Here is a 13,574-nt window from a genome sequence, read left to right on the forward strand (position 1 = left end):
GCGGGAGCTGCTAGGCAAGGTGGGAAGGAGCTGCGAGGGTCTTACGCGCGACCCGCGGCCAGGTCCATCAGGCGGGACAGCACGCGGCCGCCCGAGGCGGTGACGCCGTCGTGCTCCCATTCGTTGGTGACCCATACCCGGGTGGCGCCGACCTCGCGCGCGGTGCGAAGCGAGAGCCCGGCGTCCACGTACATGTCGTCGTGGTAGACGAGTGCGGCGAGCGGGACCCGGTTGGCGGCGAGGCGGCGAGGGTCGTACAACGGTGGCCAGTCGGGGCGTTCGGCGAGCAGGTCGGCGGCGTCGGCGAAGGGGCGCAGGCCCTTGATCTCGCGGAACATCCAGGGGTAGATCATTTCTCCGGTGAGCAGGAGGGGGTCGGCGTTTTCGGTGAACTCGGGGAACGCCGTCATGGCCCTGGACGCCGCCCAGCCGGTCGGCCCCGCGCCCTGGCCGTACAGGGTCTCCTGCATGACGGCGAAGAGCGGGTTGTCGGTGAAGCCGGTCAGTGCCATCACCTGGTGCAGGAAAGTGTCGGTCAGCTTCGCTTCCTCGTCGAGGGATTCGTCGAGGAGCCAGTGGATCCGCTCGAAGCCGTCGCCCATGCCGAGGGCGAGGCCGAGCATGCGCAGGCGGTGGGGGGTGAGCCGGTCCCCGTCGGGCAGGCGCACATCGGTGGCGGCGAGTTGGCGGGCGATGTCGCGCAGCCGGGCGGCGTCGTCGGGGTAGCGGGCGTAGAAGTCGAGGACGCGGTCGCGCACCCGGGGGTAGGTGCGGGCGTAGACGTCGTCGGCGGTGGCCGAGAGGCCGGGCAGGCCGCCGGTGACGTAGCACGCACGCAGACCTTCGGGGGCCTGGGAGAGATAGGTGAGGGTGATGAAGCCGCCGTAGCTCTGGCCGAGGGTCTCCCAGGGCTCGTCGCCGCACAGCTGCCGGCGGATCAGTTCGGCGTCCGCGACGATCGAGTCGGCGCGGAAGTGGCCGAGATGGTCGGCCAGCCGGGCCGGTGAGGCGAAGCGGGAGGCCGCCCGGGCGGTGACGGGGGTGGAACGGCCCGTGCCGCGCTGATCGAGGAGGAGGACCCGGTGGGTTTTGAGGGCGTGGGGCAGCCAGCCGGGTGAACCGGCCGACGGCCTGGGCGACTTGCCGCCGGGTCCGCCCTGCAGGTAGAGCAGCCAGGGTAGGTGCCGATCCGCTCGGCGCGCATCGGTGACCTCCCGGGCGAAGATCTTGATGGCCGGACCGTGCGGGGCCGCGTGGTCCAGGGGGACGGTGAAGACGTGGTCGACGGTCGCGTACGCGGGGTTCATGGGTCCCTTTCGCGGCCGCCTGGCCGCACAGTGACGTGTGACATTGCAGCGACAGCATGGCCCGGCCGACGGTGGCCGTGGAGCCCCCACTTACCCATAACTCCGCGCTATGGAGGCGCGACAATTGTGGGGTGCCATTTCACATAACTATGTTACGGGTCACATTCCAGCCCCCTCCGGCTGCCCGACTGTTCACGGAGTGACCACTGATGAACAAGCGCACTCTCCACGCCGTCGCCACCGCCCTGGCGGCGACCGTCACACTCGGCATGGCCGGCTGTTCCAACGACAGCCGCTCCGGCAGCAGTCAGCAGGACAAGGACTCGAAGAACCCCGCACTCACCAACGCGGGCGCCACGGTCGGCGGCACTCCGCAGAAGGGCGGCACGCTGACCGTCCTGTCCAACCAGGACTTCACCCACCTCGACCCGGCCCGTAACTGGGTGATCGGCGACATGGACTTCGGCACCCGGCTGCTCTACCGCACGCTGGTTACATACAAGGCGGAACCGGGCGCGAAGGGCGGAGAGCTGGTCCCCGACCTCGCCGAGGACCTCGGCGTCTCCTCCAACGGCGCCAAGACCTGGACCTTCAAGCTCAAGAAGGGCCTCACGTACGAGGACGGCACCCCGATCACCGCCCAGGACGTCAAGTACAACGTGGAGCGGTCCTTCTCCCCCGACCTGCCCGGCGGCCCGGACTACGCCGCCCGCTACCTGGCCGGCGCCGAGGGCTACCGGGGCCCCGCCCAGGGGCAGCACCTCGACTCCGTCAAGACTCCCGACGACCACACGATCGTCTTCGAACTCCGCAAGCCCTTCGCGGAATTCCCCAACGCCACCGTCCTGCCCACCTTCGCCCCGGTGCCCAGGGCTCAGGACAAGGGCCCCCAGTACGACAGCCGCCCACTCTCCTCGGGCCCCTACAAGATCGAGTCGTACGACCGGGACAAGCAGCTGGTACTGGTCCGCAACCCCCACTGGGACCCGGCGACGGACACCGTGCGCAAGGCGTACCCGGACAAGCTGGTCGTGGTGATGGGGCTGAGGGCCAACCAGATCGACGACCGGCTCATCGCCTCGGAGGGAGTGGACGCCTCCGCGGTCTCCTGGAGCAAGCTGCGCCCCGAGAACACCCCCAAGGTGCTCACCAAAGCCGACGTCAGGGCGCGGCTGCTCGCCGAGTCCACCAACTGCACCGAGATGGTGCAGATGCACACCGGCCGCGCCCCCTTCGACAACGTCAAGGTCCGGCAGGCCGTGCAGTACGCCCTGGACCGTGAAGCGTTGATGACCGCCTCCGGCGGCCCGGCCCTCAACGACCCCGCCACCGCCCTCATGCCCGGCTCAGTCCATGGCGGCAAGCAGCCCGACACGCTCGGGATCCCGGCCACCGGTGATGTGGATAAGGCGAAACAGCTCCTGAAGGAGGCCGGCAAGCCCGACGGGTTCACGACCACCATCACCGTCTCCAACGGGGACAAGGGGGTCGCTGAGGCGATCCAGCAGTCCCTGGGCCGGGCGGGGATCAAGGTCACCATCGACGCCGTCGACCCGTCGGCCTTCTACGACAGCATCGGTGACACCAAGAATCGGACCGACCTCGTCTACACGGGCTGGTGCCCCGACTACCCCTCCGGCTCCACCTTCCTGCCCTTCGTCTTCGACGGCCGCTACATCAAGGAGAAGGGGAACTCCGGCAATCACTCGCTCTTCCGCGATGAGGCGACGATGAAGCGGATGGACGAGATAGCCGAAATGACCGACGCCGCGCAGGCCAACACGGCGTGGCGGCAGCTGGACGGGGAGATCCTCGCCAAGGCCCCGACGGCGCCCGCCGTCATCGAGCGCATGCCGCTGCTGCTCGGCACCAACATCGCCGGCGCCTTCGGCCACACGTCCTTCGGCGGCCAGCTCGACTACGCCACGATTGGGCTCAAGGACCCGGCGAAGAGCGGCAACTGACCCCACCCCGCGCAGCGCCCCCGCTCCTTGGTGTGGATCCGGGGGCACCGCCGCATCCATGGCGGCGCCCCCGCTCGGGCGCCGTGGGTGACACGGAGGCCGGCTGGGCGCCGGAGCCGCTCCTACGCCTTCGTGGTGCATACGGTCTCGCCGCAGCCGTCAGCAGCGAGCACGTCGATCCGTACCCCTGCTGCCGCATCGGTGAACGACGCGTCGGCCCATGACGGGGCGTCGTCCGGCGGACGCCAACCGCCGGCGGGTGCGGTAACCGTCGGCGGGTGCGGCGGGCGGCCAGCCGCCGATCAGGCCCATCACGTCCCGGCCGCCGACGAAGCGGTAGCGGGCTTCCGTGAGCGTCGCCGCATGTGTGACATTTCACATATGACTGACGGGCGCCGGGTCCTGTCCGAAAGCTGTCGTCGTTCCATAGCATGCGCGGCATGGAACTGGAGGTACGGCACCTGCGTGTGGTGTGCGCGATCGCCGAGGCCGGCAGCCTCACCCGGGCCGCCGCCGCGTTGTCCATGTCCCAGCCGGGCCTCAGCACGCAGTTGCGCCGCATCGAGTTGATGCTCGGCGGTGTCCTCTTCGACCGGCGGCGGGCCGGGGCCACGCCAACGGCCTTCGGTGAGCTGGTGCTGGCCCGGGCCCACGCCGTCCTGCCGGGCATCGACGCGCTCCTCGCCGACACCGCCCGCGCGGCCAGCCACCTGGCGTCCCCGGACCGAGTCCGCGTCGGATCGGTCGGTGCTCCCCTCATCGGCCACCTCGTCCTGGCCATAGGGACGTTGCTGGCCGAGGCCGAGGTGACGTCCCGGTGCCACTACTCCCCCGTCACACTCCTGGACGAACTCGCCGCCGGCCGCCTGGAGGCGGCGGTGCTCGGCGACCACCCGGAGCAGGTTCTGCCGCCGCGCGACGGCGTGGTGCTCACTCCCCTGGTCACCGAACCCGTCTTCGCCCTGCTGCCCGCGACCCACCCGCTGGCCGGCCAGGAGGCTGTGTCCCTGACCGAACTCGCCGATCACGACTGGGCGATGCCGCGGCCCGATGGCGACCGCACCCGCGAGTACTGGTCCTCCGTCTGCGCCCTGACCGGCCGCCGTCCCTCCGCCCCGCACGAGGCCGAGGGGCGCCAGCTGATCGAACTGGTCCGCGCGGGCCTGGCCGTCAGCCTCTGCCAAGCCACCTTCTCGGAAACCCCCGGCGTCGCCGTCCGCCCCCTCGCAGGAAACCCGCTCTGGTACCGCCACGTCCTGGCCTGGCACCGTGACGGCCCGCTGGCCTCCCACGGCGACGACATCCTGCGTACGGTGGCGGCCGGTTACCTGGACACGTGCGCCGCCAGCCCGGTCTACGCGGACTGGCGCCGCCGACACCCGGGCGCGGCCCAGCTCCCGCATGCCGGATGACGTGTTTGCGGTGATCGAAACGGGTTCGAGGGAGATGGCCGCCGCGACCAACCGGACCATCTCGCGCGGACCGCAGCTCAGATTCCGCGGAGGTTCCAAGGTCCGCGAACCCCCGTCCACAGAGAGCGATTTCACGGCAGAAAGCCCCGTTGATCTGCGTGAACAGGTCAACGGGGCTTCTTCAAGTCCGCATTCGCGCGGCGGGAAAGCGGGCGAAAGCGGGGCTCGTCAACTGCGCCGGATTCTTCAGTCGGGCAGTCCTCGAACGAACCCGGCGACCAGCGTCGCCACCGCTTCCGGAGTCTCCAGGTTCATGAGGTGGGTGGCGTCGATCCGGTTGACGCTGATCGTCGGCCGGGTGCGGGAGAGCGCGGTCAGCCCGTCGGAGACCCCTCGTGCGAACCGGGCGCTGAATTCGCCGAACCACTCCATGCCAGGCGCAGGCGGTAGCCGTCGCCCGGCCTGAACCAGCAGCAGCGGGGATTCGACCCCGTCCAGCCACGTGGTGACACCGAGCGCGAAGATCCTGTGGAGTTCGTCGAAGATCTCCAGCGCCTCCGCCCGTTCCGGCAGCGTCTGCCACTTGCCGTCGGGCAACGGGCGTACGGCCGCGCGTACAGCGGCCTCCGCACGGTCGGCGGGAATCCCGAACCGGGCGGAGTTGACGACCATTTCCTCGATGTACTCGGGTGGCGCGATGGTCCCGGCCGACGCCAGCAGCCCCTCACTCACCCGGTCGGCGCCGGGGTACTCGCGTCCCCACCAGAAGCCATCGAGATTCACGGCGGCTCGGGCACGGCCCGGGTTCGCCCGGGCGTACTCGACCGCGACCACTCCGCCGAGGGAATGGCCCACCACAACGGCCTCCGGCGCGCCATGTGCGTCGAGCGTGTCCGCGATGTGCCGCACCACGGCGGGGATGGTCCAGGGGGAGATATCGGGAGAGCTGCCGTGCCCGGGAAGGTCGACGGCGAGGACATGGTGCCCGGCGGTGAGGAGGGCAGCCGAGGCGTCCCAGTCGGCGAGCGACCGTCCGTATCCATGCAGTAGAACCAGTTGAGGGCCATCGCCCCCATAGTCATGAACATGTAGGAGTGTCATTGGGCTTCACTGTAGGGGGCCGCACAGTATTTCGAACACCCGATTAAAGATCTCCGCCGCACGCGAAGCGCACTTTCGGTGCAACGTGAGCAAGGCGTGCGGACGTTGGACGAGGTGATTGGCGATGCCGGGCGCGGTACGGAAGAGACGTGACCAGCGGCGGCGTCCGAAGAAGTCGGACGGCCCGGAGGTCCAGTCGATCAATTCTTGGGGCCAGTGGACTACTGACCTGCGACAACACTCCCTCCGAGCCTGATCGCGATGGTTCCGAACAGCCCCTTGTCGGCAGCTGTTTACCGCCCTGACCGGGACGTCGTGACACGCGCCGCTCACGGCGGTGTGCTGACGCCCCGCACGACGAGTACGGGGAGAACTGCCTACGCCAACGAGGCGATGACTGAACGCGGGTGGCGATTGGCCCAAGATCTCAGAAAGGAAGTGGCACTACCAGCCGGACCACTCTGTTCCTAGCCTGAGCTGGTGACCAACAAAGTCGACTTCTACTTCGATCCCATCTGCCCGTTCGCCTGGATCACCTCCCGCTGGATGCTGGAGGTCGAGCGCCATCGCGAACTCGACCTCAACTTCCGTGTCATGAGCCTGTCCGTCCTCAACGAGGGTCGCGAAGGCCTCCCCGAGCGTTACCAGAGGTTCCTCACCACGGGCTGGGGCCCGGTGCGTGTCTGCATCGCCGCTGCCCAGCACCACGGCGACCACGTCCTTCGCGACCTCTACACCGCGCTCGGCACCCGCCTCCACAACGAGGACCGGGCCGCCGATTCCACCGTCATCAGGGAATCCCTGGCCGAAGCCGGCCTCCCCGAAGACTTGGCCGACGCGGCCGGCAGCACCGAGTACGACGACGCGCTGCGCAAGAGCCACCACGAGGGCATGGACCCCGTCGGCGAGGATGTGGGAACACCCACCATCCACATCGACGGCACCGCCTTCTTCGGCCCCGTCCTCACCTCGATACCCCGTGGCGACGATGCGGTCCGTGTCTTCGACGGCGTCCGACTCCTCGCCGGCTACCCCAAGTTCTTCGAACTCAAGCGAACCCGCACAGGAACGCTCGACTTCAGCTGAGCCCCTCCCCGAAGCGGACGCATGTGGGGGTCTCACCCGGTGATCCCGTCCAACGTGCGGCCCGAAGACCGCACACCGGGGTGTCCAGGTGTCCATGGCAGCAGGCATCGTGCAGATACGCGAGACGGTGCCTGACCCCGTGCGGGCGGGCGTAGGTCGCCCGGCGGCGGGGCCGGGCTCCCGGTCGGGATCCTTGTGCTTCCGCCGCACGCTCAATCCATTGCCGCCCCGGGTGGGGCTGGAGGTTGAGCGGCCCGAACTCGTCCGAGCAGAGCGGCCCGCTCGGCGGTCCGAGGTGGGGACCGGGTATGACGGCTGTCCCAAGACTCGTACGCCTCGGCAACCGATCAAGGCGGGCGGGCCCAACCTCGACCCCATTCCCTTCACGCGAGCAGGCGATCCCCCACCGCGCGGCACCCTGCGATGAAGTCCCGCGCAGACTGGGCCGTGACGGCTTCCCCCCTGCTGTGGACCGTCACGTCGCGCAGACGCTCCAGAACCTTCAGGATGTCCACCACGTCGGGGGGATACCCCAAGGCGGCAAGCGCGTTGGCGAGGGCGTACTCGCCCGACAAGGCCCTCTGATCCGTGTCCAGGATGAGCAGACCGAGCAGCCTCAATGACTGCCATGCCGACAGGACGCCACCGGATGGGGAGACGTCGACCATGTCCGAGGCCTCATCCATCCGCAGATGCCACCCGCGGATGAAGGGCGCGAGTTTTTCCTTCGGAAGGCGGGGAGGGGGGGACGTCGTCCTTCTTTCTCTGACGGCTTCGGCGCGGGGCGAACCGACCAATGCGCGAAGCTCCTCCGTGCGACCCTCCGCAAGGAGCTGCGCGAGCCGCACCATTGTCGCCGTACGCGCCTCCTCAAGGCGACGTGACACCTCCGCGTCCGGTTCGGAATCCGGATCCGGATCCGGATCCGGATCCGGCATCGCCGATCTGTGACCGAGGCGAAACATCGGATGTGTGAACGAGTCCCCGTGGGCAGGGCTCCTCGTCACCGGCACGTCCATGTACGGGTGCCGAGTAGTGAACCCCAGCCGCGGGCGGCTCGAGGGCGCCAGGCTCTCGATGCCCTCACCCCATCACTGCTTCAGAGGTCCACCATGCCCACTCCTGATGTCCCGCACGTGCCGGCCTCCGACGAGGCTGCCCTGTACTCGCCACACGGCCGAAACGTGCCGGCCGTGCTCCCGGCCGAGGAACGGTCCGGGTTCACCGTGTCCGAAGTCGGGGTCGCATACCGGGGATCGTGCCCGGGCTGCGTCTGGACGGTGCCGGATCGGGTCCGGGCACCCGTGTGTCACGGGTGCCCGGGCCCGCGGGGCGGCTGCGGAACGGCCCGCGCGGCCGCCCGCTACGGCGCGCAGCGGTAGGTGAACTCCGCAGCCGCCGACGTGCGCCGGGTCGGTTCCATCAGCTCCAGCTGGGCCTTGGCCGGGTAGTTCCCGGCGCCCTGGAAGGTCCACAGCAGGTGGAGGCTGGCTTCCTGCCGGCCGCGGGGGACCCGCTCGGTCAGCGTCTCGGAGCGGGTGCCGTCGCTGCGGATCCACCGGTAGGTCAAGGTCCCCGGGCGGCCGTTCGTCCGGACGACGGCCACGACGTCGGCGGCCCCGCCGCAGGCCGGCCCTGCCGGATCGGTGGTCACGGCCACGTCCCGTACCGCGATGCCGGGGCCGTAACGCTGCCAGCCGAGGCACGCGAGGACGGCGACCAGAACGGCCGCCGCGAGCGCGTACCGCCGCAGGCCCCCGCGCCGCCGGGCGACCGCGGGCCCGGGCACCACCGGGAACGGTGCCACGGCGGCCGCGGTGACCCCGGGTCCGAAGCGCAGTACGGAGCCGTCGACGCGGTCGGGGGCCACGTCGGCCCGTTCGGGCGGCCCACTGATCCAGTGGCTGCCGAGGACGGTGGCGCTGTAGTCGTCGTCGCTCATCGGATCTCACACCGCTTGATCAGGATCTGCTGGACCGCGGCCCCGTTGCCCGCCGAGGGCGTGGTCGTGGCGCGTACGCCCCAGTAGCAGCCCGTGCCCGAGAAGGTGAGGGTCCTGGCCGTCGCCGCCGTGGAGGAGGGGAAGGTCATGGAGCCCTCGGACGCGCCGAGCGTGCCCCGCGAGTCGCTGCTGAACCACTCCAGCCGGACGGTCGCCGGACCGGACGCGTCGACGGAGAGCGACACCAGCGCCGCCCTGAAGTCGGTCTGCCGGAACGAGGTCACGGTCACGGCCTTGACCTTCACCGCAGGGGACGGGGCGGGGGTGGTCGGCGGTGGTGTCGGCGGTGGCGTGCCCGTCGGCGCCGTGGTCGCCGAGGAACCCGGGCCGGGCGTGGTCGTCGCGGACGTGCTCGCGGACGCGGAGGCCGAGGCGGACGTGGATGGCGAAGCCGAGGCCGACGGGGACGGCGACCCGGAGGGCGAGCCCGACGCCGGCGCCGACGGGACCGGGCCGCCCGCCGGCGGAGCCGCGCTGGTCGTCGCGAAAGCGCTCAGCGCCGCCGCTCCGCCCGTCCGCTCCAGGGCCGCCGCCTGCGTGAAGACCAGCGCCAGCCCCAGCACCAGCGCCACGCCGGCGCCCAGCCAGCCGCGCCGCCCGGGCGCCCACAGCGAGGTCGTGGCGAAGGCCGTGGCGGACGCGGTGGAGCCGCCCGCCGACGGGAACAGCAGCGGCAGCAGCGCGGCCAGCGCCGCCAGCTTGCGCTGGCCGCGCTCCTCCCAGTCCGGTCCGTACGCCGCGAGCGCCACGCCCTCCAGCTCGGCCACGAACGCCTCGGCGGTCTCCGGTCGCTCCTCCGGCTCCTTCGCCAGGCCCCGGCGGATCAGCGGGCGCACCGCCTCCGGTGCCTCGGTCTCGGGGACCGGGGCTTCGATGTGCTGCAGCGCCAGCTCCGCGAAGTTCTCCCCGGCGTACGGCTTGCGCCCGGTGAGGCACTCGAAGAAGGTGGCCGTCGCCGCGTACACGTCGGCCGCCGGGGAGGCGGGCCGGCCCTGCCACTGTTCCGGGGCCATGTACGCGGGTGTACCAGCCACGCCCGGGGTGGTGCCGTGGTCCGCGGCGATGCCGAAGTCGACCAGTTTGGACGAGCCGTCGGCGGCGACCAGGACGTTCTCCGGCTTGTAGTCGCGGTGGACGACCCCCGCCCGGTGCGCGGCCGCCAGGCCCAGCAGGGAGCCCTTGAGTACGACCAGGGCCGACTCGGGGTCGGTCTGCCCGGCCTGCGACAGCAGCGCGCGCAGGGCGATGCCGTCGACCAGCTCCATCACGATGGCGGCGCCGTCGGGCGCCTCGACGTACTCGTACAGCCCGACGACGTACGGCGATCGCAGCCCGCCCAGCAGCCGGGCCTCCGCCCGGAACCCCCGTACGAACGCCGGATCGCGGCGCAAGCTGTCACTGAGGTACTTGACCGCGACCGCCGTGCCCGTGCCGTCGTGTACGGCGAGCACGACCCGGCCACTGGCGCCCGAGCCGAGTTCTCTGGCCTCCGTGTAACCGGGGACCACCCACGCCTTCATCTTTCCGTCCCCCCTGTTGTGCGTCTTCACCCCCTCCGGACACGGACGAGCCGTGGCCGTTTCCCGACCGTGCGGTCCGCTCAGGCGGCGGCCCGCTCAGCGCAGACCGGGGCGCGCCGCCGGTGGGCGGCCGCCCCGTCCGAAGGCAGGGCCGTCGATGGGGGTGTGTATGCGTCTCACTGCGCCGCGCTGTCGCGCAGGCCGTCGCGCAGTGCCGAGCGGGTGCCCGGTCTGCAGCGGGGTCATGATAGGGCCCGCCGCCGACACCCGGCGTGGAGGGTCCCCGTCGCCGGATGCGGCCGGTGGCGAAATGGGGACCGGCCACCGCACGCCCGTTGGGCTGCCGGTCTTCCCGCCCACCCGTCCGGCCCCCGCGGCCCTCTCCGATCCGCGTGCCACAGCCGCCGACCCGGCCGGCTGCAGGCGGCTGCCGCGGCGGCGGCCGTGGCGGCGGCCGCAGCAACGATCGTGGGAAGTCTGCAACTCCCCTCCAGCGCGTTCGGCGCCGAGGACGCGGGGGACACGGGGGACACCGTGTCCGAGTCCGCGAGTTCCGAGTCGGCGCCGCCGACCGGTGAGGCGCCCAACTCCCACACGGTGGACTCCGCCGCCTGCCGCCCGCAGCGAGGTCGGCCGCGGCCGCCGCACCCGCACTCCCCAGGGCGAAGGGTGGAAGCTGAGCGGAGCCACCAAGTGGCTGCAGACCGGCTACACGATCAAGTTCTACGACCAGAAGTCCGCTGACTGGCCGGCCCCGTACGTGCAGGCCTCCGCCGCGGACCTGCGGCGCATCACGAACCTGCCCGTCACCGTCGACCGGCTCCGCGGCGCCGTACCCGGCCGCCAGTACGGCGCACGGGCACGGGCACGGTGACACACCGTCATCGCCTCGCCGTACTGCTCAGGTCGGAGTGCCGACGGCCGGAAATCATCATCAGGGCGCACCGGTCGCACGAGGGACGCCGCCATGATGTCCGTCATGGCACAAGAACTCGGAACCCTCGCCCAGCAGACCGCGGACCGGCTGGCTGAACAGCAAGTCGGCGTGGTGGTGGCCGCGGTGGCGGAAGACGTCGTGGAGATCCGGGGTGCCGGAAGCACCGGCGCGGACCACAGCCGTGCCCCCGGCCCCGGCACCCTGTTCGAGATCGGCTCGGTGACCAAGCCGTTCACCGCCCTGGCCCTGGCGCGCCTGGTATCCGCGGGCACCGTGGGCCTGGACGAGCCGCTCGGCGATCTCCTGCCCGACGGGACGGCCGTACCGTCACGGGACGGCCGGCAGATCTCCCTGCAGCATCTGGCCACCCACACCTCCGGCCTGCCACGGCTGCCCCGGGGCATGCTGCTCCAGGCTCTGTTGCGCCCGTCGAAGCCGGATCCGTACGCCGACTGCACGGCCGACGCCCTGCTGTCCGGGCTGGCCAGGACGCGCCTGGGAGCCACTCCGGGGAAAAGTTTCCGCTACTCCAACCTCGGAGCCGGGCTGCTCGGGCTGGCCCTCGCCCGCCGGGCCGGAACGGAGTACGAAACCCTCATCACCCGCGAGATCTGCGCCCCGTTGGGCATGACCGACACCGTCGTGACGGTGGACGGCACCCGTTCGGGACGTTCTGCGCAGGGCCACAGCCGCCGCGGGCGGCCCGCCGCAGCGTGGCACCTCGCCGACCTGGCGGGAGCGGGCGGTCTTCGGTCGACCGCGACCGACCTGGTGGCCTTCGTACGGGCCCAGTTGGACGGCGGTCCCGCGGGGCTCGCCGAGGCGATCCGCCTGAGCCGTGCGGTCGAGCACCGTACGAGCCCCTTCGCCTGGGTGCACCTCGGCTGGATGGCCCACCGCCTCCACCCCCGGCAGGGCGCCCACCTCCAGATCTGGCACAACGGAGGGACCGGGGGCTTCTCCTCCTTCGTGGGCTTCGATCCGGAGAAGCGGCTCGCCGTCATCGCCCTCGGCAACACCCAGCGCCCGGTGGACGGCCCTGCCTTCGACCTCCTGCGCACCCTGCAGACGGAGCATGCGGCCAAGCGGGACTGACACGGCTCGGGGTCCGGCCGAGGGTGGTGATCTCGTAGGCTCGGCCGGCCCCGTCGACTCCGGCGCCCTCGCCGTCCTCGGCCGCCCCCACGCCCTCCGCGTCCGCTGTGAGCGGTGTCGTGGGACGCGCCTTCGCGGAATTCGTGAGGGCATCTGGGCAATCCGGTCGACCCTCCCCGGCGGCGAGGACCGGCGGCCGGCGGCCGGCGGACCGTGCTACTGCTCCCCGGATGCGTTCTCTGCCGTCTGGAGGGCCTGGTTGGCGATGGTGATGGCTTCCTGGTCGTGACCCGCCGCTTTTGCCGTCCGTGCCTGGCTGAGGGAGACGCGGAGCAGCTCGACGGTGTGTTCCGGCAGGGCGTTCGACGCCACGACGTCTTCCAGTTTCCGGATGGTGTCGGTGGCCAAGTCCTCGGACATGGGGCCGTCTCCTCTGTCATCGATCAAGGGCGTGCGACGCTACCAGGCACCGACGGATGCGCGGCGGATCACAGCGAGACCGCGCGTCACGTCATCGGCCGTCGGCGACCAGTTGGCGCCGAGCCTCCGGAGCTATGGCTTCCGTCACTGCGTGAAGGGTGTGTGCATGCTCGACTGACCAGATGTTGATCAACCTGATTCTCCGCGTCGTGCCGTTCTGGGTCCGCGAGCCTCTGCTCATCGCCGCCAGCCTCTTCTTCGCCGGCTTCTGCCTCTACTGGTTCGCTGCTGTCGGAGAGTGGCAAAGAGCTGCCTTCGGCGTCGTGTTTCTGGCGCTCGCGGTTCTGCGGGCCTTTGTCCTGCGGCGCGAGTGGAGATCCCGTCCAAGAGCCGACCAGGCCGGATGAAGCCGCACACCCGGCTCTCCCGGGTTGCAGGTGCGGCCGCCCCAGCAGGCTCCTCCGCAGCCTTCATCCGTACTCCGTTCCGCAGGCCAGGAGCTGGCAAGCGGCGTGCGCCGCCGGACAGATTCGGCCGCGCCCCGCCACCGGTACGCGCACGGGCAACCCGGCCGCGGCACGCCACACCCATCCCCGTGCACATCACCGATTGCCCGGGAACGTCAACCGCAGTCCCGCGCACCGGGGTCGAAGCCCTTGCCAGGTACTCCCTCGTTCGGGTCGCTCGGCGGCCGTGTCGGACCGGCCGCCCTGGAGCCCGTACCCGACCC

Annotated in this window: 12 protein-coding genes; 6 read left to right on the top strand and 6 right to left on the bottom strand. The window is 71.0% G+C overall.

Annotated features, from left to right (window positions below; all coding sequences use genetic code 11):
- Positions 1–41: 41 nt before the first annotated feature.
- A complete protein-coding gene (locus tag ACGFYQ_RS30015; protein ID WP_393749298.1) occupies positions 42–1,307 on the bottom strand; it encodes an alpha/beta fold hydrolase in 1,266 nt (421 codons plus the stop codon).
- Positions 1,308–1,516: 209 nt separating this feature from the next.
- Here ACGFYQ_RS30015 and ACGFYQ_RS30020 point away from each other — a divergent pair, with 209 nt between their 5' ends.
- Together ACGFYQ_RS30020 and ACGFYQ_RS30025 are read left to right on the top strand one after the other, a co-directional pair.
- Positions 1,517–3,271 (top strand): ABC transporter substrate-binding protein, encoded by a 1,755-nt coding sequence (locus tag ACGFYQ_RS30020; RefSeq protein ID WP_393749300.1) that lies wholly within the window; start codon positions 1,517–1,519, stop codon positions 3,269–3,271.
- 440 nt (positions 3,272–3,711) lie between these two features.
- Positions 3,712–4,683 carry a LysR family transcriptional regulator gene (locus tag ACGFYQ_RS30025; RefSeq protein ID WP_393749302.1) on the top strand — a complete coding sequence of 324 codons (972 nt, stop codon included), beginning with the start codon at positions 3,712–3,714 and terminating at the stop codon, positions 4,681–4,683.
- A 246-nt stretch (positions 4,684–4,929) separates the two neighbouring features.
- Here the strand turns inward: ACGFYQ_RS30025 and ACGFYQ_RS30030 are convergent, their stop codons facing one another.
- The gene (locus tag ACGFYQ_RS30030; RefSeq protein ID WP_393749304.1) at positions 4,930–5,784 is read right to left on the bottom strand and encodes an alpha/beta fold hydrolase; all 855 of its coding nucleotides are present in this window, start codon (positions 5,782–5,784) and stop codon (positions 4,930–4,932) included.
- Between the two features lie 480 nt (positions 5,785–6,264).
- On the opposite strand from ACGFYQ_RS30030, the gene ACGFYQ_RS30035 reads away from it, so the two are divergent.
- Positions 6,265–6,870 carry a disulfide bond formation protein DsbA gene (locus ACGFYQ_RS30035; protein ID WP_393749306.1) on the top strand — a complete coding sequence of 202 codons (606 nt, stop codon included), beginning with the start codon at positions 6,265–6,267 and terminating at the stop codon, positions 6,868–6,870.
- Between the two features lie 383 nt (positions 6,871–7,253).
- Here ACGFYQ_RS30035 and ACGFYQ_RS30040 read toward each other — a convergent pair whose 3' ends face one another.
- The 3 genes from ACGFYQ_RS30040 to ACGFYQ_RS30050 all read right to left on the bottom strand — a co-directional run bounded on the left by ACGFYQ_RS30040 (position 7,254) and on the right by ACGFYQ_RS30050 (position 10,392).
- Entirely contained in the window at positions 7,254–7,808 is a 555-nt protein-coding gene (locus tag ACGFYQ_RS30040; protein ID WP_393749308.1) for a hypothetical protein, read from the bottom strand.
- Between the two features lie 425 nt (positions 7,809–8,233).
- Positions 8,234–8,812 (bottom strand): hypothetical protein, encoded by a 579-nt coding sequence (locus ACGFYQ_RS30045; protein WP_393749309.1) that lies wholly within the window; start codon positions 8,810–8,812, stop codon positions 8,234–8,236.
- Positions 8,809–10,392, bottom strand: coding sequence for a protein kinase (locus tag ACGFYQ_RS30050; RefSeq protein ID WP_393749310.1), 1,584 nt, complete (start codon positions 10,390–10,392; stop codon positions 8,809–8,811). The genes ACGFYQ_RS30045 and ACGFYQ_RS30050 overlap by 4 nt, the downstream gene beginning before the upstream one ends.
- 574 nt (positions 10,393–10,966) lie before the next feature.
- Between ACGFYQ_RS30050 and ACGFYQ_RS30055 the strand changes: the two genes are divergently transcribed.
- Together ACGFYQ_RS30055 and ACGFYQ_RS30060 are read left to right on the top strand one after the other, a co-directional pair.
- Entirely contained in the window at positions 10,967–11,266 is a 300-nt protein-coding gene (locus tag ACGFYQ_RS30055; RefSeq protein ID WP_393749311.1) for a hypothetical protein, read from the top strand.
- Positions 11,267–11,371: 105 nt separating this feature from the next.
- Positions 11,372–12,424, top strand: a complete 1,053-nt coding sequence (locus ACGFYQ_RS30060) for a serine hydrolase domain-containing protein (protein WP_393749312.1) — start codon at positions 11,372–11,374, stop codon at positions 12,422–12,424.
- A 216-nt stretch (positions 12,425–12,640) separates the two neighbouring features.
- Here the strand turns inward: ACGFYQ_RS30060 and ACGFYQ_RS30065 are convergent, their stop codons facing one another.
- Positions 12,641–12,844, bottom strand: a complete 204-nt coding sequence (locus tag ACGFYQ_RS30065; protein ID WP_393749313.1) for a hypothetical protein — start codon at positions 12,842–12,844, stop codon at positions 12,641–12,643.
- A gap of 182 nt (positions 12,845–13,026) precedes the next feature.
- On the opposite strand from ACGFYQ_RS30065, the gene ACGFYQ_RS30070 reads away from it, so the two are divergent.
- Positions 13,027–13,251, top strand: a complete 225-nt coding sequence (locus ACGFYQ_RS30070; RefSeq protein WP_393749314.1) for a hypothetical protein — start codon at positions 13,027–13,029, stop codon at positions 13,249–13,251.
- The last annotated feature ends 323 nt before the right edge of the window (positions 13,252–13,574 follow it).

Origin of the sequence: Streptomyces sp. NPDC048258 (genome assembly GCF_043201995.1) — a bacterium.
Taxonomy (GTDB): domain Bacteria; phylum Actinomycetota; class Actinomycetes; order Streptomycetales; family Streptomycetaceae; genus Streptomyces.